20 protein-coding genes and 4 pseudogenes are annotated in these 23,592 nt (G+C 73.4%); 6 read left to right on the forward strand and 18 right to left on the reverse strand.

Going from position 1 to position 23,592, the window contains the following annotated elements:
• Positions 1-77: 77 nt before the first annotated feature.
• The 5 genes from NBM05_RS06370 to NBM05_RS06390 all read right to left on the reverse strand — a co-directional run bounded on the left by NBM05_RS06370 (position 78) and on the right by NBM05_RS06390 (position 5,036).
• Positions 78-830, reverse strand: coding sequence for an ABC transporter ATP-binding protein (locus tag NBM05_RS06370; protein WP_254165957.1), 753 nt, complete (start codon positions 828-830; stop codon positions 78-80).
• Positions 827-1,891, reverse strand: a complete 1,065-nt coding sequence (locus tag NBM05_RS06375; protein WP_254165959.1) for a FecCD family ABC transporter permease — start codon at positions 1,889-1,891, stop codon at positions 827-829. The genes NBM05_RS06370 and NBM05_RS06375 overlap by 4 nt, the downstream gene beginning before the upstream one ends.
• On the reverse strand, positions 1,888-2,943 hold the full coding sequence (locus tag NBM05_RS06380) for a FecCD family ABC transporter permease (RefSeq protein ID WP_254165961.1): 1,056 nt from the start codon (positions 2,941-2,943) through the stop codon (positions 1,888-1,890). Before NBM05_RS06380 ends, NBM05_RS06375 begins: the two co-directional genes overlap by 4 nt.
• Before the next feature lie 10 nt (positions 2,944-2,953).
• Entirely contained in the window at positions 2,954-3,982 is a 1,029-nt protein-coding gene (locus tag NBM05_RS06385) for an iron-siderophore ABC transporter substrate-binding protein (protein ID WP_254165963.1), read from the reverse strand.
• A gap of 253 nt (positions 3,983-4,235) precedes the next feature.
• On the reverse strand, positions 4,236-5,036 hold the full coding sequence (locus tag NBM05_RS06390; RefSeq protein ID WP_254165965.1) for a helix-turn-helix transcriptional regulator: 801 nt from the start codon (positions 5,034-5,036) through the stop codon (positions 4,236-4,238).
• A gap of 77 nt (positions 5,037-5,113) precedes the next feature.
• Between NBM05_RS06390 and NBM05_RS06395 the strand changes: the two genes are divergently transcribed.
• Positions 5,114-5,452, forward strand: coding sequence for an ArsR/SmtB family transcription factor (locus NBM05_RS06395; protein WP_254165967.1), 339 nt, complete (start codon positions 5,114-5,116; stop codon positions 5,450-5,452).
• Between the two features lie 35 nt (positions 5,453-5,487).
• Positions 5,488-6,230, forward strand: a pseudogene (locus NBM05_RS06400) (cation efflux transmembrane domain-containing protein).
• Between the two features lie 38 nt (positions 6,231-6,268).
• Here NBM05_RS06400 and NBM05_RS15640 read toward each other — a convergent pair.
• The 13 genes and pseudogenes from NBM05_RS15640 to NBM05_RS06470 form a co-directional block, all read right to left on the reverse strand.
• Positions 6,269-6,982, reverse strand: a pseudogene (locus NBM05_RS15640) (GtrA family protein); the annotation flags it as partial.
• A 118-nt stretch (positions 6,983-7,100) separates the two neighbouring features.
• A complete protein-coding gene (locus tag NBM05_RS06410; protein WP_254165969.1) occupies positions 7,101-7,538 on the reverse strand; it encodes a DoxX family protein in 438 nt (145 codons plus the stop codon).
• A 40-nt stretch (positions 7,539-7,578) separates the two neighbouring features.
• Positions 7,579-8,505 (reverse strand): ABC transporter substrate-binding protein, encoded by a 927-nt coding sequence (locus NBM05_RS06415; protein WP_254165970.1) that lies wholly within the window; start codon positions 8,503-8,505, stop codon positions 7,579-7,581.
• 1 nt (position 8,506) lies between these two features.
• Positions 8,507-9,175 (reverse strand): ABC transporter permease, encoded by a 669-nt coding sequence (locus NBM05_RS06420; protein ID WP_254165971.1) that lies wholly within the window; start codon positions 9,173-9,175, stop codon positions 8,507-8,509.
• Positions 9,172-9,867 (reverse strand): ABC transporter permease, encoded by a 696-nt coding sequence (locus tag NBM05_RS06425; protein WP_254165972.1) that lies wholly within the window; start codon positions 9,865-9,867, stop codon positions 9,172-9,174. Before NBM05_RS06425 ends, NBM05_RS06420 begins: the two co-directional genes overlap by 4 nt.
• Positions 9,864-10,943 carry an ABC transporter ATP-binding protein gene (locus NBM05_RS06430; protein WP_254165973.1) on the reverse strand — a complete coding sequence of 360 codons (1,080 nt, stop codon included), beginning with the start codon at positions 10,941-10,943 and terminating at the stop codon, positions 9,864-9,866. The genes NBM05_RS06425 and NBM05_RS06430 overlap by 4 nt, the downstream gene beginning before the upstream one ends.
• Before the next feature lie 207 nt (positions 10,944-11,150).
• Positions 11,151-11,681, reverse strand: coding sequence for a MarR family winged helix-turn-helix transcriptional regulator (locus tag NBM05_RS06435; RefSeq protein WP_254165974.1), 531 nt, complete (start codon positions 11,679-11,681; stop codon positions 11,151-11,153).
• Positions 11,682-11,774: 93 nt separating this feature from the next.
• Positions 11,775-12,149, reverse strand: coding sequence for a cation:proton antiporter (locus NBM05_RS06440; RefSeq protein WP_254165975.1), 375 nt, complete (start codon positions 12,147-12,149; stop codon positions 11,775-11,777).
• Positions 12,146-12,403, reverse strand: a complete 258-nt coding sequence (locus tag NBM05_RS06445; RefSeq protein ID WP_254165976.1) for an MrpF/PhaF family protein — start codon at positions 12,401-12,403, stop codon at positions 12,146-12,148. The genes NBM05_RS06440 and NBM05_RS06445 overlap by 4 nt, the downstream gene beginning before the upstream one ends.
• The gene (locus tag NBM05_RS06455) at positions 12,400-14,469 is read right to left on the reverse strand and encodes a proton-conducting transporter transmembrane domain-containing protein (protein WP_373689303.1); all 2,070 of its coding nucleotides are present in this window, start codon (positions 14,467-14,469) and stop codon (positions 12,400-12,402) included. The genes NBM05_RS06445 and NBM05_RS06455 overlap by 4 nt, the downstream gene beginning before the upstream one ends.
• The gene (locus NBM05_RS06460; protein WP_254165979.1) at positions 14,466-14,804 is read right to left on the reverse strand and encodes a cation:proton antiporter subunit C; all 339 of its coding nucleotides are present in this window, start codon (positions 14,802-14,804) and stop codon (positions 14,466-14,468) included. The genes NBM05_RS06455 and NBM05_RS06460 overlap by 4 nt, the downstream gene beginning before the upstream one ends.
• A complete protein-coding gene (locus NBM05_RS06465) occupies positions 14,801-17,626 on the reverse strand; it encodes a DUF4040 family protein (protein ID WP_254165981.1) in 2,826 nt (941 codons plus the stop codon). Before NBM05_RS06465 ends, NBM05_RS06460 begins: the two co-directional genes overlap by 4 nt.
• Positions 17,627-17,716: 90 nt before the next feature.
• Positions 17,717-17,854, reverse strand: coding sequence for a hypothetical protein (locus NBM05_RS06470; RefSeq protein ID WP_254165983.1), 138 nt, complete (start codon positions 17,852-17,854; stop codon positions 17,717-17,719).
• 125 nt (positions 17,855-17,979) lie between these two features.
• Between NBM05_RS06470 and NBM05_RS06475 the strand changes: the two genes are divergently transcribed.
• The 4 genes and pseudogenes from NBM05_RS06475 to NBM05_RS06490 all read left to right on the forward strand — a co-directional run bounded on the left by NBM05_RS06475 (position 17,980) and on the right by NBM05_RS06490 (position 23,511).
• The gene (locus NBM05_RS06475) at positions 17,980-19,152 is read left to right on the forward strand and encodes an alpha/beta hydrolase (protein WP_254165984.1); all 1,173 of its coding nucleotides are present in this window, start codon (positions 17,980-17,982) and stop codon (positions 19,150-19,152) included.
• Between the two features lie 51 nt (positions 19,153-19,203).
• A pseudogene (locus NBM05_RS15985) lies at positions 19,204-20,796 on the forward strand (phosphatidylglycerol lysyltransferase domain-containing protein); the annotation flags it as partial.
• 267 nt (positions 20,797-21,063) lie between these two features.
• A pseudogene (locus NBM05_RS15990) lies at positions 21,064-22,640 on the forward strand (lysine--tRNA ligase); the annotation flags it as partial.
• 151 nt (positions 22,641-22,791) lie between these two features.
• Positions 22,792-23,511, forward strand: a complete 720-nt coding sequence (locus NBM05_RS06490) for a hypothetical protein (RefSeq protein ID WP_254165986.1) — start codon at positions 22,792-22,794, stop codon at positions 23,509-23,511.
• The last annotated feature ends 81 nt before the right edge of the window (positions 23,512-23,592 follow it).

Raw genomic sequence — 23,592 nt, forward strand, 5'->3', positions numbered from 1 at the left:
CAGGGCGAGCGCGAAGAGCGCCGGCATGCCGGCCCCCAGGACCAGCCCGGCCAGGGTCACGGGGATGATGTTGGATATCAGGGAGAGCAGCTCGTACACGGGTCAGGCTCCGGGGGTGCGGCGGTGGGCGGGGGGGGCGGCGCCGGGGCGGGCGGTCCGGCCGCGTGGAGGCGCCCGCCGGCCAGCATCACCAGCCGGTCGGCGTACCGGGCGGCGAGGTTGAGGTCGTGGAGCACCATGACCACGGTCGTGCCGCGCGTGCGGTTCAGGTCCGTGAGCAGGTCCAGGACCTCCACCTGGTGGCTGACGTCGAGGAACGTCGTCGGCTCGTCGAGCAGGAGCAGCTCGGTCCGCTGGGCCAGGGCCATCGCGATCCAGACCCGCTGGCGCTGGCCGCCCGAGAGCTCGTCCACCGGGCGGTCCATGAGCTCCCCGGTGGCGGTGGCCTCCAGGGCCTCGGCGACGGCGTCGTCGTCCTCCCGGCTCCACCGGGAGAGCAGGCGCTGGTGCGGGTGCCGCCCCCGACCCACCAGCTCGGCGACCGTGATCCCCTCCGGGGCCACCGGCGACTGCGGCAGCAGGCCCAGCGTGCGGGCCAGCTGCTTGGCGGGCATCTCGTGGACCTTCCGGCCGTCGAGCAGCACGCCGCCAGCCCGGGGCGCGAGCAGCCGCGACATCGAGCGCAGCAGCGTCGACTTCCCGCACGCGTTGGCCCCGACGATCGCGGTGACCCGCCCGGGCAGGATCGAGAGGTCCAGGCCCTCGACGACGGTACGCTCGCCGTACCCGAGGGACAGGCCCTCGACGATCAGCTCGTGGTGCGTGGTCACAGGGAACCCCCGGAACGGTTGGTGCGGACGATGAGGTAGATCAGGTACGGCGCGCCGAGCACGCCGGTCACGACGCCGACCGGGAAGCGCGTCCCGGCGAGGTTCTGCCCCACGAAGTCCGCGGAGAGCACCAGCAGCGCGCCCACGAGCGCCGAGGGGACCAGGAGCGAGGCCCCCGGGCCCACGAGCCGCGCCGCGATCGGCCCGGAGAGGAAGGCGACGAACGCGATGGGCCCGGCCGCCGCGGTCGCGAAGGAGATGAGCCCCACCGCCGCGACGATCACCACCAGCCGCGTCCGGTCGACCCGCACGCCCAAGGCCGACGCCGCGTCGTCGCCGAGCTGCGTCACGGACAGGTCCCGCGAGGTCAGCAGCAGCAGCGGCCCCAGGACCGCGAGGGCCGCGAGCACCGGGAGCGCCTGCGGCCACGAGGCCCCGTTCAGGCTGCCCGTGAGCCACCGCATGACCTCCTGCAGGTCCCACTGCGCGGCGCGGGACAGGACGTAGCTGGTGAGGCTGTCCAGCATCGCCGCGACCCCGATCCCGATGAGGATCAGCCGCGTCCCGGCCACCCCGCCGCGGTAGGACAGCAGGTAGATGACCACCGCGACCGCGAGGCCCGCGGCGATCGCCACGGCCGAGACCTGGGCCCCGGTCAGCGAGAGCGTGACGATCGCGAAGGCGGCCGCCGCGCTCGCCCCCGCGCTGATCCCGATGATGTCCGGGCTGGCCAGGGGGTTGCGCAGCATGGTCTGGAACGTGACCCCGCCGAGGCCGAAGCAGCAGCCGACGAGCACCGCGAGGCTCGCCCGCGGCAGACGCAGGCGCCCCACCGTGAAGGAGGCCCCGGGCGCATCCTGGCCCAGGACGACGGCGAGCACCTCCGAGGGCGAGTAGAAGGTGTGGCCGACCATCAGCGAGGCCGCGTAGACCAGGACCAGCAGCGCCAGGAGCACGACGACGACGGCGCGGCGGCGGGCCGTGCGGCGGCGCCGGGCCTCAGCGACCCGGGCGGCCGTCGTCGCGCCCCGGGTCGGGCGGGCGGGGGCGAGGACGCTCACAGGGCACGCACCTTCTGACGGCGGACGATCATGATGAAGAACGGGGCGCCGACCAGGGCGGTGACGATCCCGACGTCGAGCTCGGCGGGCCGGGCCACGACCCGGCCGATCACGTCCGAGGCGGTCAGCAGGGCCGCCCCGGCGATCGCCGAGAACGGGATGAGCCAGCGGTGGTCCACGCCGATCATGAGCCGGCAGGCGTGGGGCACCACCAGCCCGACGAAGGCGATGGGCCCGGTCACCGCGGTCGCGGCGCCGCACAGGACCACCGCGCCGAGGGAGGCCACGGCCCGCATCGCGGCGACCCGCTCCCCCAGGCCGGCGGCGAGCTCGTCGCCGAGGGCGAGCGAGTCCAGGCCGCGCGCCGTGAGCAGGCACAGCGCGAACCCGGCGACGAGGAAGGGCAGCACCTGCTCGATGCTCGCGAAGGTCCCGCCCCCGACGCCGCCGATCTGCCAGGAGCGGACCCCGCCGGCGATGTCCCCGCGGGGCAGCACCACGGCCGTGACCAGCGAGCTCAGCGCGGCCCCGGTGGCCGCACCGGCCAGGGCCAGCTTCAGCGGCGTGGTGCCGCCGTGGCCGAGCGAGCCGATCGTGTAGACCGCGAGCGCCGTGGCGGCCGCCCCCGCGATGGCGACCCACACGAAGCTGGTCGCCGAGGTCAGCCCGAAGAAGGCGATGCCGACGACGACCGCCAGCGTCGCCCCGGTGTTGACCCCGAGGATCCCGGGGTCGGCCAGCGGGTTGCGGGTGACCCCCTGCATCGCCGCGCCGGAGACGCCGAGCGCGGCCCCCGCGAGCACGGCCAGCAGGGTCCGCGGGATGCGCTTGGCGACCGCGGCCTGGTCGAAGCCCTCCGGGGAGCCGGCGAAGGCCGCCAGGACGTCGTCCAGCCCCACGTCCCGGGAGCCGATCGCGACCGAGGCCGCCATGAGCAGGGCCAGCAGGAGCGCGAGCGCGGCGAGCCAGCCGGCGCGCGCCCGCGCCGACCGCCGGCGGTGGGCGGTCGGCGCGGGCGAGGTCGGCGCCTGGGGCGGGGCCTGCGTCGTCACCGGGCGGGCGTCACTTGGCGGCGGCGCCGTCGAGCGCCGCCAGGTAGTCGTCGAGCACGTAGGAGATCGACAGCGGCGTCGGGTTCGCGGCGGTGCCGAACGGGGTGGTGCCCGGCAGGGCCACGATGGCCTCGTTCTCCACGGCCGGCATCTGCGAGAGCAGCGGGTCGCCCTCGAGGGTCTGGACCAGCGAGTCGTCGCCGTAGGTGACGATGATGTCGACGTCGTCGAAGGCGTTGGCCTGCTCGGCGCTCTGGGTGAGGCTGAACTCGTCCGTGCTCGCCGAGGCGTCGGCGATGCTGGCCGGGGTCTTCAGGCCGAGGTCCTCGAAGAACATCGCCCGGGTGTCGTGCGTGGTGTAGAAGCTGACCTCACTGAGGTCGGTGGTGTCCACGTGGGTCATGAACATCGCGGACTTCTCCCGCAGGCCCGGGTGCTCCGCGGCGGCGTCGGAGATCTCCTGCTCGAGCGAGGCGACCAGGTCATCGCCCTCCTGCTCCATGCCGAGGGCGCGGCTGTTGACCTGGATCATCTCGCGCCACGGGGTGCCCCAGGCGGTCTCGGGGTAGGCCACCACGGGGGCGATCTCGCTCAGGGTGTCGTAGTCCTCCTGCGTCAGGCCGGAGTAGGCGGCGAGGATGACGTCGGGGTCGGTGTCGGCCACGGCCTCGAAGTCGACGCCGTCGGTCTCGTCGAACAGCACGGGGGTCTCGCCGCCGAGCTCCTCGAGCTTGTCCTCGACCCACGGGAGGATCCCGTTGCCGTCGTCGTCGCCGAAGTTCGCGGCGGCCATGCCGACGGGCACGACGCCGAGGGCCAGCGGGACCTCCTGGTTGGCCCAGTTCACGGTCGCGACCCGCTCGGGCTTCTCCTCGATGGTCGTGGTGCCCAGGGCGTGCTCGATGGTCACCGGCTCCCAGCTCGAGCCCGACTCGTCCCCGGAGGCGGAGGAGTCGGAGGAGCCGCCGGAGCAGGCGGAGAGGCCGAGGGCGAGGACGGCGACGACGGCGGTCGCGGCGACGCGGAGGGATTGGGGCATGGCTGCCTTTCGGAAAGGTGCGAGGAGGCCGCGGGCGAGTTCTCTGCGGCCGAGAGGGGCGCTCGCCCGCGCAGCGGCGCCGCCCCCCGGGGATCGACCCGGCGGAGGGTGTGGCGCGCAGACGGCCTCGCCTGAGGCGATCCATCGTTGCCGCTAAGGCTTGCCTAACCGAGGATATCCGGGGGGTCGCGTCTTTTCAATCGAGCATCGTGGACACCGCATTGCTCGCATCGGACACGAAGTGACGCGGCCCTCAGGAGCTGCGGAAGCGCCCCGGCGTCGTGCCGGTCACCCGGCGAAAGGCCGTGATGAAGGCGCTGGAGGATCCGAATCCCACCCGCTCCGCGACCTCCTCGGTCTCGACGTCGTGCGCGATCAGGGCGATCGCGTGGTGCATCCGCGCCGCGGCGACCCACCGGCCGAATCCCAGGCCGGTCGAGGCGAGGAACGCGCGGGTGACGGTGCGGGTGCTGACGCCGAGCCGCCCCGCCCACTGCTCCAGCGTCGTCGCATCGGCGGGGTCGGCCCGGACGGCGTCGACGATCGGGGCGAGCAGGGGCCGGTCGGGGATGCGCAGGGTCAGCTCGTGCTCGGCGGGCGCCATGACGTCCGCGATCATCCGCTCGGTCAGGCCGCGCGAGGACCCGCTCAGCCCCTCGCCCTGGAGCCGGTCGAGCAGCAGCCGGAGGAGGGGCGCGACGTCGACGGCCACGGGCTCCTCGGACAGCCGCAGCATCCGGAGGTCGAACTGGGCCGCGCGGTGCCAGGTCCCCGACGGCGCCCACCCGCTGTGCCGCACCCCGGCGGGGACCCACAGCCCCGTGAGCGGGGTGATCGTCCAGATCCGCTGCCCGACCATGGCCCACGAGGCGCCGCGGTCGTTCCACAGCAGCTCGTGGGTGGGGTGGGAGTGCTCTTCCCAGAAGGTGTCCCGGTCCATGACCTCGGACATGCCGAGGATCCCGAAGGGAACCTCCACCGATCCGGCGTCGTAGAGGGGCAGCCGGCGGCTCTCGGTGGTGGGCGCGTCGGGCTGGATGAGGTACGGGGCCATGGGAGGAAGACTACGGGGTGCGACCCGCCCGCGGGAGGATCCTGGATTTAGTACACGGAATCTTGTACTTTAACGGCATGACCGCTCAGACCACGCCCGACGCCCACGTCGCCACGCTCGCCCGACTCGGCAACGCGCTGTCCCACGAGATGCGCGCCCGCATCCTCCTGGCCCTGCGCCGCGGGCCCGCCCGCCCCTCGGACCTCTGCGAACGCCTCGGCGCCTCCAAGCAGGCGATGTCCAACCAGCTCGCCTGCCTGCGCGGGTGCGGGCTGGTGACCGCGCGGCAGGTGGGGCGCGGCGTGGAGTACCGGCTCGGCGACCCCCGCCTCGCGCACGCCCTCGAGGACGTCCTCGGGATGGCGGTCATCGTGGACCCCGCCTGCTGCTCGGGCGAGGGGTGCAGCTGCCGGTGAGCCGGGACCGCGCCTCCCTCGCGCGTCCGCCCGCCATCCCGCGGCGGGCCCGCCGGGGCCTCCTGCGGCGGCGGATCCGGCTCCTCGTGGGGCTCACCATCGGCTACAACGTGGTCGAGGCGGTCGTGGCGCTGGCGGCCGGGAGCGCGACGACGTCGGCGGCCCTGGTCGGCTTCGGCCTCGACTCCGGGGTGGAGGTGCTCTCCGCCGCGGCCGTGGCGTGGCAGTTCGCGGGCCGGGACCCCGAGCGGCGCGAGCGCCGCGCGCTGCGGCTCATCGCGCTGTCCTTCTTCGGCCTCGCGGCCGTGGTCGGGGCGGCTCGGCCGGGGCGCTCCTGGGCCTCGCGGAGCCGGAGCACTCGCCCGCGGGGATCGGGCTGGCCGCGGTGAGCCTGGCGGTCATGCCGTTCCTCTCCTGGGCCGAGCGGCGTGCGGCCCGCGAGCTCGGGTCGGCCAGCGCCCTCGCGGACTCGAAGCAGACCCTGATCTGCACCTACCTCTCGGCGGTGCTCCTCGCCGGCCTCGTGCTCAACGGCCTCTTCGGCTGGTCCTGGGCCGATCCGCTGGCCGCGCTGGTGATCGCCGCCGTGGCCGCCCGGGAGGGCCTGCGGGCCTGGCGCGGGGACGCCTGCTGCGCCCCGGGCGCGGAGTCACGCTCGGCGGAGTCGGGGCCTGCGGGGCCGGGGGCTGCGGAGTCGGGACCGACGGAGTCCTGCCCGGCAGATTCATGCCCGGTGGAGTCGCGTCCGGCGGGGCACGCCACCGGGGGCTGCCGCTGACCCGTCGCCGCACCGGCGGCCGGCGGGAAGACCAGCCGGTCCAGGGCCACCCACCGCACGACCATCGCCAGGCCCGTGCCGAGGATCGGCCCGGCCACGAAGTCGGCCGCCTCCTGGACCGTCACCCCGTACGTCGGGGCGGTGAGGCCCAGGACGTGGCGCGAGACGTACACCGGGGCGCTGCTGAGGCCCGCCCCCACCAGCGCCACGAGGACGAACAGCACCGCCTCGACCCACGGCCGCCGCGTGCCCCGGCCCCCGAAGGTCCAGAGCTTGTTGGCGGCGTAGGAGACGCCGCTCGCGACGACCGTGGCGAGCAGCATGGCCGTCGCCGGGGACCCCGCCAGGGCCGTCCACTTCAGCCCGAGGTTGACCGCCACGGTCAACAGGTAGCAGGAGCCCCCGACGACGAGGAACCGCGCCCGCATCCCCCGGGCGGATGCGGGGCGCGGCCCCCTTCCCGCAGCGTCCATGGTCCCCCTCCGGCACGACGTCGCCTCCCCCTGCGCCGAGTCGGCCCCCACGCCCACTGCGTCGCGGGCCCCTCGAGCATAGGCAGACGTTCTCCGCGTCTCGCGCGGAAGGGCTCGCACAGAGCCGGCCCCGCTTCCGTGGAGCGGCTCGCGACCTGCGGCGACGCCGCCCCCTGATCGTGGATGCCGGATGCGCGGCACGGCCGTGCGGCGCCTCACCCACCCCGCCCTTGCCCGCCACGGCCCGTCCGGCCCCGTCCACCCCGGGCACCCGGGCATGCCGAAGGCCCGACGCCGCACGGGCGCCGGGCCTTTGGAGGATCGAGGCCGGGGCCGATCCGACCGGTCAGGTCCGACTGGTCAGGTCCGACCGGCCCCGGAACGGCTCACGGCCGGATCAGGCGAGCACGCTCCACCCACGCCGGTCCTGCAGCGCACCACCCACGGCCAGGCGACCCGGCCCGGTGAAGAACAGCGCCAGCGCGGCCGCGCCCAGCAGCAGCACGAACTCGTAGCCGCCCTCCGAGGCGTAGAACCCGGCCGAGCCGTGGACGAAGAAGATCGCTCCGGCCATGTCGAGCGCCAGCAGCAGGCCCGCCAGCCGGGACAGCAGCCCCAGGATGAGGGCCGCGCCGCCGACGATCTCCAGGTAGGTGGCGATCTGCGCCGCCAGCTCGGGCGAGGGCACGCCCATCTGGTCGAAGTTCGCGGCCGTGCCGTCGATCGTCCAGACGTTGTGCTTCTGCAGGCCGTGGACCAGGAAGGTGATTCCCAGGACGACGCGCAGGATCAGCAGGCCAAGGGACACGGAGGCTCCAGTCGTTCTCTGATTCATGCTCGAACACTTTACCTATCAACCATTGAGGGGCAAGGGGTCAGGACAGATTGTGATCAGCGACCCAGTCCTTGGCCGCCTGCTCCGGGGAGGCCTTCTCGTCCCCGCTGACCCGCTCGTTCAGCGCAATCAGGTCGTCGGTGGTCAGCGTCGCCGAGACCTTGTTCAGCACGTCGCGGGCGTCCTGGGACAGGTCGTCCTCGTGGTACAGCGGCAGCACGTGCTGCGGAAGGAAGTTGTTCTCCGGGTCCTCGAGCACCACCAGATCGTTCTGCTTGATCGCGGGCGTCGTCGTGAAGATGTCGGCCACCTGGACGGTGTTGTCCAGCAGCGCCTGGACGGTCAGGGGGCCGCCGGCGTCGTTGATCGGGGAGAAGTTGGCGGGCACGCAGCCGTAGTTGGCCTGCAGCCCGGGCAGCCCGTAGGAGCGCTCCTGGAACTCCGGCGGGGCACCCAGCGTCATCTCGGAGCAGACCGCGGCGAGGTCCTCGATGGAGGTCAACCCGTACTCGTCGGCCGTGGCGCGGGTGACCACCATGGCGTCCTTGTTCTCGGCGGAGGAGGGGTCGAGGACCCCGACGCCCTCGGGCAGGTTGGGCGGCAGGAACTCCATGACCTCGTCCTCGGTCAGCGGGGCGGTCACCTCGTCGAAGTACTGCAGCAGGTTGCCGGAGTAGTCGGGCACGACGCTGACGCTGCCGTCCTGGACCGCGCCCACGTAGGCCTCGCGGGCGCCGATCGCGGGCTGGGTCTCGGCCTCGATGCCCGCGTCGTTGAGGGCCTCGGCGTAGATCGCGGCGATGGTCTGCGACTCGGTGAAGTCGGCGGAGCCCACCACGACCTTCTGGTTGTCGCCGCCCGAGCTCAGGGCGTCGTCGCCGCCCCCGCAGCCGGTGAGCACCAGGGCCGACGCCGAGGCGACCGCCGCGGCGGAGAGCACCCCTCTGCGCGTGATTCGTGTGAACATGTCAGTCCTCCTTGGACAGTCCGGGTGATGAGAGAAGCTTCTGGGCCGCGGCGAGCACGGCGTCGAGCAGCAAGGCGAGGATCGCGGCGAGGATCATCGCGGCGACCATGCGGGAGTAGTCCCGCACCGCGAGCCCGTCGATCAGGAATCGGCCGAGCCCGCCCAGGTCGATGTAGGCCATGATCGTCACGGTGGCCACCACCTGCAGCGTCGCGTTGCGGATGCCGCCGAAGATCACGGGCACCGCCACGGGCAGCTCCACGCGGGTCAGGATCTGCCACTCGGTCAGGCCCTGGGCGCGGGCGGCGTCGACCACCACCGGGTCCACCGTGGAGATCCCCGCGTAGGCGCCGGTCAGCAGGGGCGCGATCGCGAGCAGCACGAGCGCCATGACGGGCGCGGTGAGCCCCAGCCCGATCCAGAGGGCGAAGAGGGTCAGCAGGCCCAGCGTCGGCAGCGAGCGCAGCGCGCCGGCCACGCCGACGACGACGTTCCCGCCCGCCCGCGTGTGCCCCACGAGGATCCCCAGCGGCAGCGCGATGACGGCCGCGATCAGCAGCACGAGCCCCGAGTACCCGAGATGCTCGAGCAGGCGGGACCAGATACCGCCGGCCCCCTCCCACGAGGCGGGGTCGGCGAACCACTGCCAGGTCTGTTCCAGGACGTTCACGACCTCACCTGCCATCGGGTCATGGCCGCCGCGCCCCACGTGATGACGCGGTCGAGCACGAGGGCCAGCAGCACCGTGGCGAGGATCCCCACCACGATCTCGGCCATCAGGTCACGCCGCAGCCCGTCCGTGAACAGCGTGCCCAGGGACTGGATGCCGATCACCGCGCCCACGGAGACCATCGAGATGTTGGAGACCAGCGCCACGCGCAGCCCCGCCGCCATGACCGGGACGGACAGCGGCAGCTCGATGCCGAAGAACGAGCGCAGCGGCCGGTACCCCATGGACGTGGCGGCGTCGAGCACGGCCGGGCTCACCGACTCGAAGGCGTCCACGCACGCGCGGACCATCATGGCGACCACGTACAGCGTGAGCGCCACGATCACGTTGACCAGCGAGGTGATCGAGGTCCCCAGGATGAGCGGGAGCAGCACGAACAGCGCGAGCGAGGGGATCGTGTACAGCAGCGCGGCGGCGTTGACGACGACGCCGCGGCGCACCCGGCCGTTCCCCCGGCGTCGGCCCCCGGCCCGGCCCGTGGCGCGCCCGGCCCCGCGGGCCCGGCGGCCGGCGGCGAACCGGGCGATCGGGATGGACACCAGGGTGCCCAGCACCACGGGCAGCACCGACTGCAGCAGGTGCAGCCAGGTCAGGTGCCCCACCGTGGAGAGGTTGTTGAGGAACCAGTTCACTCCGCGACCCCGTATCTGCTGCGGCGCTCGCGGCCGGCGGCGGCCAGGACGTCGTCGCTGGCCAGCAGGCCCGAGGCGCGGCCCTCGGCGTCGACCGCCACACCCACCCGGAGGGCGAGAGGCACGGCGTCGAGGGCCTCGCGGAGGCTGCCGCCGGGGGCGAAGAGCGTCCCGCCGGTGACCTCGCGGTCCCGGAAGCGCCAGCCGGCGGGGCGGCCGGCGTCGTTGACCAGCAGCTCCCACGGGGCCCACGGGCGCCCGGCCTGGTCCGCGAGGTCCGCGAGCGGGTGCAGGGGCAGCTCCCGGCCGGAGGCGAAGGTCAGGCGGCGCAGGCCGCGGTCGCGACCCACGAAGGAGGCGACGAAGTCGTCGGCGGGCGCCCGCAGGATCTCCTCCGGGGTGCCGAACTGGGCGATGCGGCCGCCCTCGGCGAAGACCGCGATCCGGTGGCCCAGGGCGACGGCCTCGTCGATGTCGTGGGTCACGAAGACGATGGTGCGCTCGAGCTGCTCGTGCAGCCGGACCAGCTCCTGCTGGAGGTCGGTGCGGACCACGGGGTCGACCGCGGAGAACGGCTCGTCCATGAGCAGAATCGGCGAGTCGGCCGCGAGCGCCCGGGCCACCCCGACGCGCTGGGCCTGCCCGCCCGAGAGCTGGGCCGGGTAGCGCTTGGCGAGCTTGCGGTCCAGGCCCACGGTGTCCATCAGCTCGAGGGCGCGGGAGCGGCCGTCCGCGCGCGAGGCGCCCTGGAGCCTGGGCACGGTGGCGATGTTGTCGGCCACCGAGCGGTGCGGCATGAGGCCCGCCTGCTGCATGACGTAGCCCATCGAGCGGCGCAGCTCGTAGGCGGGGCGGCTGCGGTTGTCCTCGCCCTGGATGAGGATGCTCCCCTCGGTGGGCTCGACCATGCGGTTGATCATGCGCAGCGAGGTCGTCTTGCCGCAGCCGGAGGGGCCCACGAAGGCGGTGATGAGGCCGGCCGGGATCGCGAGGTCGAGCTCCTCGACGGCGACGGAGGAGGCGTAGCGCTTGGTCACCCCGACGAATTCGATCGCGTTGGAGGCTGTCTCGGGCATGGGGTTCCTTAGGGGTAGCCGTTGTCTGCACCACATTAGGCCACCGGAGGCCGGTCGTAGCCGCGGCACCCCGTGTTGTTCATCCGATGGCACAATCCCTGGTCACGGCCTTGTCACGGGGCGCTCCGGACTTGACCGTCCGGCGCCGGGCCGCCTCCGCCGGCGGACCGCCTCCGGACCGGATCGCCGGCGGACGCCCGCGCGCCGCTATTCCCGCGGCGTGGACCCGTGGGCCAGCTGCGCGGCGACGATCGCGGAGGGCCGGCCGCCCAGCAGCGCCTCGCCGATGCCCGCCAGCTGCGAGATCTGCCGCCGGTTCAGGTGGTTGAAGACCGACTTGCGCACCTGCTCGACGTGCCCCGGGGCCGCGGCCACCACGGCGTCGTGCCCCGCGTCCAGCAGGTGGCAGATGCTGACCCGGCGGTCCACCTCGGAGGTGGTCCGCTGGACGTAGCCATCCTCCTCGAGCCGCTTGACGACCCGGGAGAGCCGGGCCAACCGCGTGTTGGTCTGGGCGGAGAGCTCCGACATGGTCAGGTGGCGCTCCGGCGCCTCGGAGAGCATGGCCAGGACCATGTACTCGACGAAGCCCAGCGCGGAGTCCCGCTGCAGCTGGTTCTCCAGCTGGCCGGGGAGCTGGAACATGATCGCGGACAGGCTCAGCCACGCCTCGCGCTCCTCCGGGGTGAGCCAGCGCGGGCTCTCCTCCGGCCGACCGGTCTGGTTCGATGACGTCAACGTGGACCTCTCTGGGGCGATCGTCTGCTGGGGCGGCGCGTGCCGCGGAGCGGGACCCGGCACGTCCTAGACATTATGCCCCCAACCGGCGGCTCACCCGCGGCGCGCGCCCCCGGCGTCGTCCTCCGCCTCGCCCTCCCGAGCGCGCTCGCTGAGCTCGTCGAAGCGCAGGCGGCGCAGGGGGGACCTGACCAGGAACGCGGAGCGGGCGATCGCCATGGTGCCCACCGCCGACGTCGCCAGCTGCAGCGCGATGGCGAGGATCGCCTTGACGAGGTCCGGGACCGTGGGCTGCAGCAGGACCGCCCCGGCGATGACCAGGGTGATCCCGAGGCCGCCCGCGGTCCCCACCGCGGAGATCCTGGTGTAGGCGTCCGGGAACCTGACGATCCCCAGCGCGGCGACCGCGAAGATCAGCGTCCCCGCCACGATGGCGACCTGGCCCGTGATGCTGAGGAACTCGCTCATCGCTTCCCCCTGGTCAGTGCGCGCGCCAACGAGATGGCGCTGAGGAACGCCACGAGCGCGGCGATCAGGACGATGTCGAAGGTGAAGGGACTCCGGGTCCGGACGCCCAAGAGCACGATGAGCCCGAGGATGCCGAACATCAGCAGGTCCGCGGCGATCGCGCGGTGCGCGTCGTCGGGCCCCCGGAGCATCCGGTAGGTGGCCACCAGGCAGACCAGCCCGATGACCACGATGCTCAGATCGATGGCGATCACGACGCCACCCCCTTCCTGCGGACGGCCCGCAGCATCCGTCGTTCCATCTCCCCCAGGTCCGCCCTCAGCCGGTCGGCGTCGGGCGAGTACAGGCCGTGGACGTAGAGGACCCGGGTCCGCCGCCGGCCGACGACCTCGGTTCCCATGGTCAGCGTGCCCGGGGTCAGCGTGATCAGCGCGGCGAGCAGCGTGACCTCGAGCTCGGACCGGCAGCGGGTCTCCATCCGGGCGATCCCCGGCGTCGAGTTCTGCCCCGGCGTGAGGTTGTCGGCGATGACGCTCGCGTTGGAGGTGACGAGCTGCCCCGCGTACCAGGCCGCGAATCCCAGGAGCCTGAAGGGCCAGGAGAGCCAGGTCATGAGCCGATCACCGCCTCGATGTAGGGCGTGGGGTCGAGGAGCCCCTCGGCCGCCGTGGCGGAGACTCCCAGCAGCAGCTCGGCGCCCAGGCCCAGGCCCAGCGTGACGAGCGCCAGGAGGATGCCGGGCGCGGCGAGCGCGGCCCCCACGCGGGGACCGTCCCCGTCCCGGGACGCCGCGGCGGCGCCGGGCCCCGGGGAGCCGGCCGTCGCGAGGGACCGCGGGGCCGGGGTCCGCGTCCCCGGCCGCGTGCGCGGAGCCGGGGTCCCCGGTGGACGGCGCCGGCCCGGAGGCCGGGGCGTCGTCGTGGCCGGAGGCCAAGGTGTCATGGCCGGGGGCCAAGGTGTCGTGGCCGGGGGCCGCGGTGTCGTCCTGCCCGGCGGGCGACACCGCGGCGTCGCGGCCCCGGGGCGCCCCCCAGAACATCCCCGACCAGATCTTGAGCATCGACAGCAGGGTCACCAGGCTCACGAGGATCATCACGACCACGGCGGCGACCTGGCCGGACTCGACCGAGGCGGCGATCAGGCTCAGTTTCGCCACGAACCCTGAGAACGGCGGGATGCCGGCCAGGGAGAGCGCCGCGACGAAGAACGCGGCGGCCACCAGCGGCTCCCTCCGCAGCACCCCGGAGAAGCTCCCGAGCCGGTCGGTCCCGTACCGCACCTCCACGGCGCCCGTGGACAGGAACAGCGATGCCTTCACGATCATGTGGTGCAGCAGGTAGAAGATCCCCGCGGTCAGGCCCAGCTCGGTGAACAGGGCGACCCCCAGCAGGATGTAGCCGATCTGGCTGACCATGTGGAACGCCAGGATCGACCGGCTGGTCCCCTCGCCGACGGCCCCGAGGACCCCGAGCGCCATGGTCGCGCAGAAGACCGCGACGCCGACCCACAGGTACCGCGCCTCCCCCTCGAAGAGCACGGCGTAGATGCGGTAGATGGCATAGATCGCGACCTTCGTGTGCAGTCCCGAGAACAGCGCGGTGATGGCCGGCGAGGTCGAGGGGTAGGCCCGGGCCAGCCAGCCGTGGACGGGCACCACCGCGGCCTTGATCCCGAGCGCGAAGAGGCACACGGCCGCGGAGATCGCGACGGCGCCGTCCTCCCGGGCGAGCCCCGCCAGCTCGGCGATGTTCACCGTCCCGGCCGTGCCGTACACGAACCCGACGCCGCCCAGGAAGATCGTGGAGGTCAGCAGGTTGATCGTGACGTACAGCCGGGCCCCGGCCACCTGCGCGATCCGGCCACGCCCCCGCCCGGCCAGGATGAACAGGCCGTAGGAGGGCAGCAGCATGACCTCGACGAACACGAAGAGGTTGAACAGGTCCCCGGTGAGCAGGGCGCCGTTGACCCCGGCGGTCAGCACCAGCAGCAGGGGCGCGTAGTACCGCGAGGCGGCGAGCCCGGAGGCGAGCGCGAAGCCGGTGCAGGTCAGGGACAGCAGGCCCGTGACGATCAGCATCAGCGCGCTGAACATGTCGGCGACGAAGGGGATGGCGACGCCGACCGGCCAGAGCCCGACGCCGTGGGCCAGCGCGCCGCCGTCCCGGAAGTGCACGGCGAGCGCGACGCCCGACGCGGTCGACGCGGCGAGCACGCCCAGCAGGACGGCCGCCTGGGCCCGGGGCCTGTCGCCGAGGACGACGAGCGCGCCGGCGGTCAGCAGGGGCACGGCCACCAGGAGGGGCAGAAGGGATGACATCATCGGGCGTCCTCCGTCCGCTCCTCCGGGGAGCCGTCCGTGGCGTCGTCGCCCTCCCGGCCGGTGACGGCCAGGACGAGCATGAAGATCGTGATCGAGAAGGCGATGACGATGGCGGTCAGCACGAAGGCCTGGGGCAGGGGGTCGGCGACGGCGGAGAGGTCCCCCGGCGCGCCGAAGGGCTCCTCCCGCCGGGAGGTGCCCCCCGCGGCGAGGAGGATCATGTTCCCCGCGTGGCCCAGCAGGATGAACCCGAGGATCACCCGCAGCATCTCCTTCTGCATGAACAGGTAGACGGCTCCGGCGACCAGGAGCCCGGCGGTGATGGCGACGGTCATCGGGTCTTCACCTCCCGGTGGGTGGGGTGGTAGTGGGGCGTGTGGGGTCGGCGCCCGGGGGCATCCGCGGCGTCCCCGGCGTCGGGGTCCTGCGGAGGCTCCGCCGCGGGGTCGGGATCGTCTCGGCCGAGCTTGTTGAGCGAGGCGAGGATCACGCCGATCACGGCGAGGTAGACGCCGACGTCGAAGAGCAGCGGCGTGCTCAGCGAGACGCCGAGGACCTCCGTCCCCAGGGGCTTCAGGAAGGAGCCCTCGAGGTAGCCGAGCAGTCCGGTCCCGGTGCCCAGCACGACGCCGAGCCCGATCAGCAGCAGGTAAGGCCAGCGGATCCTGGCCCGGTGGTCCCGCGGGGCCGCGAGGTACAGCAGCGCGAAGCCCGCGCCGCCGACCAGGGCCGCGATGAACCCGCCGCCCGGCTCGTAGTGCCCGCGGAACAGCAGCACCACCGACATCACGACGATGATCGGCCCGATCACCCGGGTCGCGGTGCGCAGGAACGCCCCGTTCTGCCAGGCGTCCTCGAGCGGGGACCCGGTCACCCGGTCGACCTCGCGGGAGGCGGCGAGCGGACGGGCGCGCAGCAGGGCCACGATCGCCACGCCGGCGACGCCGAGCACGGTCAGCTCCCCGAGCGTGTCCAGGGCCCGGAAGTCCACCAGGATGGTGTTGACGATGTTGCTGCCGCCGGTGGCCTCGTAGCCCTCCCGCAGGTAGTACTCCGCGGCGGGAGAGAGCCCGCGCCGTCCGGTCAGCGCCCAGACGCCCAGCGCCGTGGCGAGGCCGGCCGCCAGCGCGATCACGGCCGCGGGGATCCTGCGGCGGAGCGTCTGCCGGGCGAACCGGGCCGGCAGCCGCTTGAGCAGCAGCACCATGACGCAGACGGTGAGCACCTCGACGAGCAGCTGGGTCACCGCGACGTCGACCGCCCCCAGCACGAAGAACCACAGCATCATGGAGAACCCGACGACGCCGGTCACGACCACGGCCGCGATCCGGGTCCGCACCCGCACGGCCGCGATCACGCCGGCCGCGAGCAGGGCGACGAGGGCCCAGTCCCAGGGCCGCGACCGGTCCCCCGCCACCGGGGGGAGCTCGCCGAGCCCGGGCAGCCCCACCAGCGCGATGAGCGCGAGGCACACGGCCGGGACGGCCAGGTGCCGGCGCGGCGAGGTGCTCCCGCTCCACCCGCCGACCACGCCGCCGCCGCGGATCAGGCCCGCCCGGAGCGCGTCGACGACCCCCAGGCCGGAGACGGGCGAGCGCAGCGGGGCGAGGACGACGTCGACCCGGCGGCGCCCCAGCACCAGGGCCACCCCGAGCGCGATCACCACGGCGGAGACGGCCAGCTCGGCATTCAGCCCGTGCCACAGGGCCAGGTGGACCTCCTGCTCGGAACCCGCCGCGACCGACGCCGCCCCGCCGATCCCGGCGTCCAGGGGCGCGGGATAGGCCCCCAGCGCCAGGCTGGCCGCCGCGGCGAGGGCGGGGACGCCCCAGAACAGGGGCGAGGCCTCCCGCACGAGGCGGTCGCCCCGTCCCGAGAAGGCCCCCAGCACCAACCGGGCCGAGTAGGCGACCGTGAACACCGAGGTCAGGGCGGCGGCCGCGGTCATCAGCGCGGCGAGGCCCGGCCCCCAGGGGGACTCGATCAGCGCCGCGAACATCGACTCCTTGCTGATGAACCCGAGCAGCAGCGGGACCCCCGCCATGGAGGCCGCCGCCAGCCCCATCGCGGCGGCGGTCGCGGGCATGCGCAGGCGCATCCCTGCCAGCCGGCGCATGTCGCGGGTGCCCGCCTCGTGGTCCACCACCCCGACCAGCATGAACAGCGCCGACTTGAACACCGCGTGCGCGACGGTGTGCACCACCGCGGCCGTGAGCGCGGCCGGCGTGCCCACCCCGATCATCGCCACCAGCAGCCCGAGCTGGCTCATGGTCGAGTACGCCAGCAGCTCCTTGAGGTCGTGGCGCCGGAGGGCCGAGACCGCGCCGAGCAGCGCCGTCGTCAGCCCGCAGGAGACGAGCAGGACGTTCCAGACGGCGACGTCGGCCAGGGCCGGGGAGAAGCGCAGCAGGAGGTAGATGCCCGCCTTGACCATCGCCGCGGCGTGCAGGTAGGTGGAGACCGGGGTGATCGCGACCATCGAGTCCGGCAGCCAGGACTGGAACGGGAACTGCGCGGACTTGGTGAACGCGGCGACGGCGAGCAGGACCGCCACCAGCACCGTGAACGCCGCGTCGGAGCCCCAGACGGGATGCGCCAGGACCTCGCTCAGCCGGGTGGTCCCGGTGACCACGATCATCACGACCACCGCGGCCAGCAGGCTGAGGCCGCCCGCCGCCGTGACCAGCAGCGTGCGTATCGCCGGCTCGCGGGCCCCCTCCCCCGACCGGGCGATCAGGAAGAACGAGCAGAACGTCGTCGCCTCCCAGGCCACGAACATGACCACCAGGTCGTCCGAGAGCACCAGCAGCAGCATCGCCGCGGCGAAGGCGGTCATCAGCACGTAGAACGACGCCGTCCGCTCCCGCCCCAGGTACCGGGTGGAGTACAGCATGACCCCCGCGCCGACCACGAGCACGAGGAGGGAGAAGACGAGGCCGAGGCCGTCGAGGCGCAGGCCCAGCCCGACGCCGAGGCTCGGCATCCAGGGGAGCCACTGCTCGACGACGGCGTGCGGGGACCCCCCGGCCAGGAGCAGCGCGGCGGAGAGGAGGAGGGGCAGCGCCAGGACGGCGCCGGCCTGCCGGCCGACGAGGCGGCTGAGGGGCGCGGCGAGCGGGCACGCGGCCAGCGTCACCGCGAGGGCGAGGAAGAGCAAGGGACCACCGGGTCTGTTCAGATCAGGGTGCGCGATCCGCGGGAGATGCTCGCCTCGCGATGCGTGGGGCGGCGGCGGATCGATGACTGTCTACAGCGCGGCGCGGGGCGGCGGGGACCCCGCCTGCAGCTCTCCCCAGGAGGAGACGTATCCGTTGGTGCCGGGCTGGGGCAGGGCCCAGTCGACCGGGCAGAAAGGCGCTCGGAAGACGGGTCGGGTGCTCAGCATGTCGACCAGCATACCAACCGGCCCGGGAGGAATCGATCCCTTCGTCGCATCGTCATCCGTGTGAACTTCGCGTACCGCACCGTAAGGTGTTGCCCATAACGCACATCGGGTGACGCGGGAGAGACATGGCCGACTTCTTCGATCTGACCTCGTGGGGCCTCATCGGCTCCGTCGTCGGGGTCACGGTCGTGCTCTTCGCGCTCGCGGTCGTCGTCGTCCCGCGGATGCGCCGGGCCCGGCTGCGCACCCACCTCGCGCAGGCGGTCTCCCTCATCGCGGTCTCGACGCTGGTGCTGGTCAGCACCGGGCTGGTGCTCAACAAGCAGAACAACTGGTTCTCCTCGTGGGCCGACGTCTTCGCCGACCCCGCGGCGGCCGGCGACGTCAGCTCGCAGGTCTACGGGCAGCGGCCCGCCGCGGGGGTCAGCCCGGCGGATGTCAGCCAGCAGGCCAGCGACCTGCAGAAGGACCCGGCGTCGAACCGCGACTTCGGCTCCCAGCTGGACCGCGACGCCCAGGGCGGGCAGTACGTCTCCTTCACCCTGCCCGGCGCCCAGAGCGGTCAGAGCTACGGCACGACGCTGTGGCTCCCGCCCTCCTACCTCCAGCAGTCGGACCGCTTCTACCCCGTGATCCTCGCGTTCACGGGGTACCCCGGCTCGCCCAAGACCTACTCCGAGTCCGTGGACTACGGGCAGAAGATCGAGGACGCGGTCGCGGCGGGGAAGATGAGCGAGGCGATCGTGGTGATCCCCGACGTCTTCCCCGGGACCTACGACAGCGAGTGCGTGGACGGCACCCAGTCCCAGGACGGGCAGACCACCCCGCGCGTGGAGACCTACGTGACGCGCGACCTCGTGCCCTGGGTCGAGAACAACCTGCGCGCGATCAACGCGCCCGGGGCCTGGGCCACCGAGGGGTACAGCGCGGGCGGCTGGTGCGCCGCGATGTTCACGATGCGCCACCCCGACCTGTTCTCCTCCGCCATGATCCAGTCCGGGTACTTCTCCCCCATCTACTCCGACGGCCAGCAGTGGAACCCGGCGGACGACACGCGGTACGACCTGGCCCGGATCGCCGCCGACGAGGCCCCCGCGGTGGGTCTGCACTACTTCTCGAGCGAGGAGGACTCCCTGTCCTGGCCCTCGCTGCAGGCCTTCAGCGGCAGCGTCAAGCCGCCCACCTCCCTCACCGCCGACCACATCCCCACGGGCGGTCACACGCTCGACGTCTGGATCCCCGGCATGGAGCGCGGCCTCGAGTGGCTCGGCTCCTCCAGCACCTACTTCGCCCCCTGACCCGACCATCCCCGCGGGCAGGGCCCGGGGGGAGCGACCGAAAGAGACAGCATGAGAAGAGCAGCCTCCCAGCGCACCCCCGCGACGGAGCGGTCCCGCGGCGAGCGCACGGCCCGCCTGATCACGTGGCTCTACGCCCTGGCCGTGGTCGTCAACCTCGCCCTGCTGATCGCCAAGCCGCCGCGGGCTCGGGACACCGTCGTCGAGCTGCTCTTCGGCGTGGTGAACCTGCCCGTGGACCGCAGCCTCATCAGCGTCGTGGTCTCCGCGGCGATCTTCTGGGCGCTGCTGCGGCGCAAGCGCGTGGGCCTGCTCGGGGCCATGTTCTTCCAGTTCGCGGGCATCCTCTTCGCGCTCGCGCTGGCGCTGGTGACCCTCGCCGGCGACGACAGCACGGAGCTCATGCGGGACCGGCCCGTCGTCGGACCGGTCTTCGACTACATCGGCGCGGGCGTGGCCGTGGTCCTGCTGGTCCTGATGATCCGGGCCCGGCGGGCCTTCCCCGCCCGCGTGGGCGGCACCTCCTACGGGGCGGCGCTGGGCGTGCTGCTGCTCGGGGCCGGCGTCGCGGTCCTCGTCGCGTGGCTCATGGTCCCGGACGGGTCCGCGCCGCAGATCGGGTCCCTGCTGCTGCACGCCCTGGGCATCACCTCGCCCAGCATCGGGGCGCAGCTGCCGCACGTCGCGCACTGGCAGGTGCAGGTCATCGCCACGATATACGGGCTGGCCGCGATCGCCGCGATCCTGGTCTTCCTCCGCTCGGGCAAGCCGACCCACTCCTGGACGGGCGAGCAGGAGGTCCGCCTGCGCGGGCTGCTCCAGGACCACGGCCAGCAGGACTCGCTGTCATACTTCGCGACCCGGCGCGACAAGTCCACCGTCTTCTCCCCCGACGGCCGGGCGGCCGTGTCCTACCGCGTGATCCGCTCCGTCTCGCTCGCCTCGGGCGACCCGGTGGGCGACCCCGCCTCCTGGGACGCCGCGATCGAGGCCTGGAAGCAGGAGGCCCGGACCTACGCCTGGATCCCCGCCGCGATCAGCGCGAGCGAGGCCGGGGCCCGCGCCTACGTCCGTGCCGGCATGGCCGTGATCCCCATGGGCGACGAGGCGATCCTCTACCCGGGCCACTTCTCGCTCAACAACACCTCGATGACCGAGCTGCGGCACACGGTCTCCCGCCTGACCCGGGCGGGCATGACCACCCGGGTGCGCCGCCACGGCGAGCTCTCCGAGGCGGAGCTACGCGAGCTGATCGAGAGCTCGGACGCGTGGCGCCACGGCGGCACCGAGCGCGGCTTCTCGATGGCCCTGAACCGGCTGGGCGACCCGGCCGACGCCCGCTGCCTCCTGCTCACGGCGCACACCGCCGACGGCGAGCTGGTGGGTCTGCTCTCCTTCGTCCCCTGGGGCTCCACGGGCATCTCCCTGGACGTGATGCGCCGCGCCCCCGACTCCCCCAACGGCACCACCGAGTTCATGATCTCCCAGCTCATGGAGGAGGCCGAGGGGCTGGGGATCACGCGGGTCTCGCTGAACTTCGCGATGTTCCGGGAGACCTTCGCCCGCTCCCAGGAGATCGGGGCCAGTGCCCTGACCCGGCTGAACTCCTCCGTGCTCGGCGTCCTGGACCGGTTCCTGCAGCTCGAGCGGCTCTACACCTTCAACCAGAAGTTCGCGCCCACCTGGGTGCCGCGCTTCCTGTGCGTCGACTCGCGGGTCTCCACGCTCAACGTGGCCGTCTCGGCCGGCATCGCCGAGGGCTTCCTCCCTCAGGCGCTGGCCCGGACGCCCTCCGCGGACGGCACGCTCGACGCCGCGGAGCTCGAGCGCGTCCGGGAGATCGAGCGGCGCCGCCTGGTCGCCGAGGACCTGACCCCGCAGTGGTCCGACCAGACCCGCCACCGCATCGCCCACCTGCGGCAGATGCGCGAGGCCGGGTACGAGCCGTACCCCAAGGGCAGCGGCGAGGGCATCACGGTGGGCGAGCTGGCCCGCCGGATCGACGCCGCGCGGGCCGCGGGCGGGGCGGGCCCGACGCCGGGCGGTGAGGCGGGTGCCCCGGCGCCCTCCGCGCCGGGGACGGCGACGCCGGCACCGGGGCCGCCCGCACTGTGGACGAGGCCGCCCGCACCGGGAACGGGGCCATCCGCACCGGGGACGACGTCGTCGTGACCGGGCGCGTCCGGGCCGTCCGGAGCCACGGCGGGGTGGTCTTCGTGGACCTGGTGGAGCACGGCGTCGTCGTCCAGGCGGTGCTCGAGGCCTCCGCGGCCGGGCCCGACCTGCGGGAGCGGGTGCGCTGGATCGACACGGGCGACTACCTGCTGCTGCGCGGCCGCATCGGCGCCTCGCGGAACGGCACGCCGTCGCTGCTGGTCGAGTCGTGGGACCTGATCTCCAAGTGCCTGCACCCGATCCCCTTCGACTCCTTCACCGACCCCGAGGCGCGCCTGCGCCGCCGCTCGATGGACCTGATCGTCAACCCGGAGGAGTCGCGGCGGCTGCGCGTCCGCTCGGCCACGATCCGCTCGATCCGCCGCACCCTGGACGACCGGGGCTTCCTCGAGGTCGAGACGCCGATGCTCAACGTCATCCACGGCGGCGCCACGGCCCGGCCGTTCAAGACGTTCATCAACGCCTACGGCGTCGACCTGACCCTGCGCATCGCCCCGGAGCTGTACCTGAAGCGCCTGGTGGTGGGCGACATGGGTCCGGTCTACGAGCTGGGCCGGGACTTCCGCAACGAGGGCGCCGACGCGACCCACAACCCCGAGTTCACGGTCCTGGAGACCTACCAGCCGCACGAGGACTACATGGGCATGAAGCGCCTAACCGAGCGGCTGCTCAAGGACGCCGCCCGGGAGGTCTTCGGCCGGGAGGCGCTGCCGCTGCGGCTCGGCCCGGACCCCAAGGACCCGCAGCAGGAGGCGGTGCTGACCGACGTCTCCGGGCCGTGGCCCGTGATCTCGGTGTGCGAGGCCCTGTCCGACGCCGTGGGCCGCCCGATCTCTCTGGACACCGACATCGAGGTGCTCCTGGAGCTGGCCCACGAGCACGAGATCCACGTCCGGGACGACATGGGCCCCGGCGCGATCATCGAGGAGCTCTACGGCGAGCTCGTGGAGGCCAAGACCTCCCGGCCCACGTTCTACAAGGACTTCCCCGTGGAGACCTCGCCGCTGGCCGGGCCGCACCGCAGCGTCCCCGGCCTCGCCGAGCGCTGGGACCTGGTCATCAACGGCACCGAGATGGGCACCGCCTACTCGGAGATGGCCGACGCGCTCGAGCAGCGCCGCCGGCTGACCGAGCAGTCGCTCAAGGCCGCCGCCGGCGACCTCGAGGCCATGCAGGTCGACGAGGACTTCCTCGACGCCCTGGAGACCGGGCTGCCGCCCACGGGCGGGCTCGGGATCGGCGTCGACCGCCTCATCATGATGCTGACCGGGGCGCCCATCCGCGGCGTCCTGGCCTTCCCGTTCGTCCGCCCGGGTACGGGGACGCGCACCAAGAGCGCCGCCAAGTCCCTCGCCGGGCCGGACTCCGCCGGGGCGACCGGTGCCGGTGCGGGCGCGGCCGGGGCGGGGACGGCCGGCTCGGGCGCGGCCGGGCGCTCGCCGGGGCCGAGTCCGCGGGCGCCTGATGGAGCCCGGCGCCTTCATCGCCTCCGCGAGCGCGCTCGGGGTGGGCGGGCTGGACCCCGCCCCGCCGCTGATCGCGGCCGTGTACATGGCCGCACGCCCGGCCGCCGACCCGCTTGCGGCCGGGCGGGTCCGGCGCGCCGTGCTGGTCTTCGGCGTCCTCCTGATCGGGGGCACCGCGCTGTGGGGCGTGCTGCTCTCGCGGCTCGTGGGCGACCGGCTCGACGCGATCCCGTGGGGTCACCTGCTGCGGGCCGGGGCGGTCGTGGCGTGGATCGAGTTGGCCGTGGCGCTCGCGGGCCTCGTCTACGCGGGGTATCGGTGGCGGATCAGGAACCGGCCGCCGAAGGAGGAGAAGAACCGCAGCTTCGCGGGGCTGCTGCTGGTGGCGGCCGGGTTCGTCGCACTCGTGACCTCCGATCCGCCGTTCGTGCTGGCCGCCGGGCTCTCCGGGAACCAGCCGCTCTGGGCGGCCGCGACGGGCCTGGTCCTCTGGGCGCTCATCTCGCAGGCGCCGCTGGCCGTGCTGTGCGGGGCCGTGGTGGCCAACCAGCACCGCCGGGTGGCCGTGCTGATCGGCCGGTGGTGGAGCGCGGCCGAGCGGTGGGTCAACATCGTCCTGCCGGCGGGCATCGCCGCGGTGTGCGCGCTCATGCTCGTCGACGTCGGGAAGTACTTCCTGCTCGGGCGGTTCCTGATCGACCCGTCCGGGGTGCTCTGAGGCGGGCGGACGACGTCGTGGGCGGCCCCCGGCCCGTCATGCTCGCACGCCCCCGTTTCGGGTGGCGTGCGCCACCGGGTA

Source organism: Rothia santali, assembly GCF_024199905.1.
Classification (GTDB): domain Bacteria; phylum Actinomycetota; class Actinomycetes; order Actinomycetales; family Micrococcaceae; genus Rothia; species Rothia santali.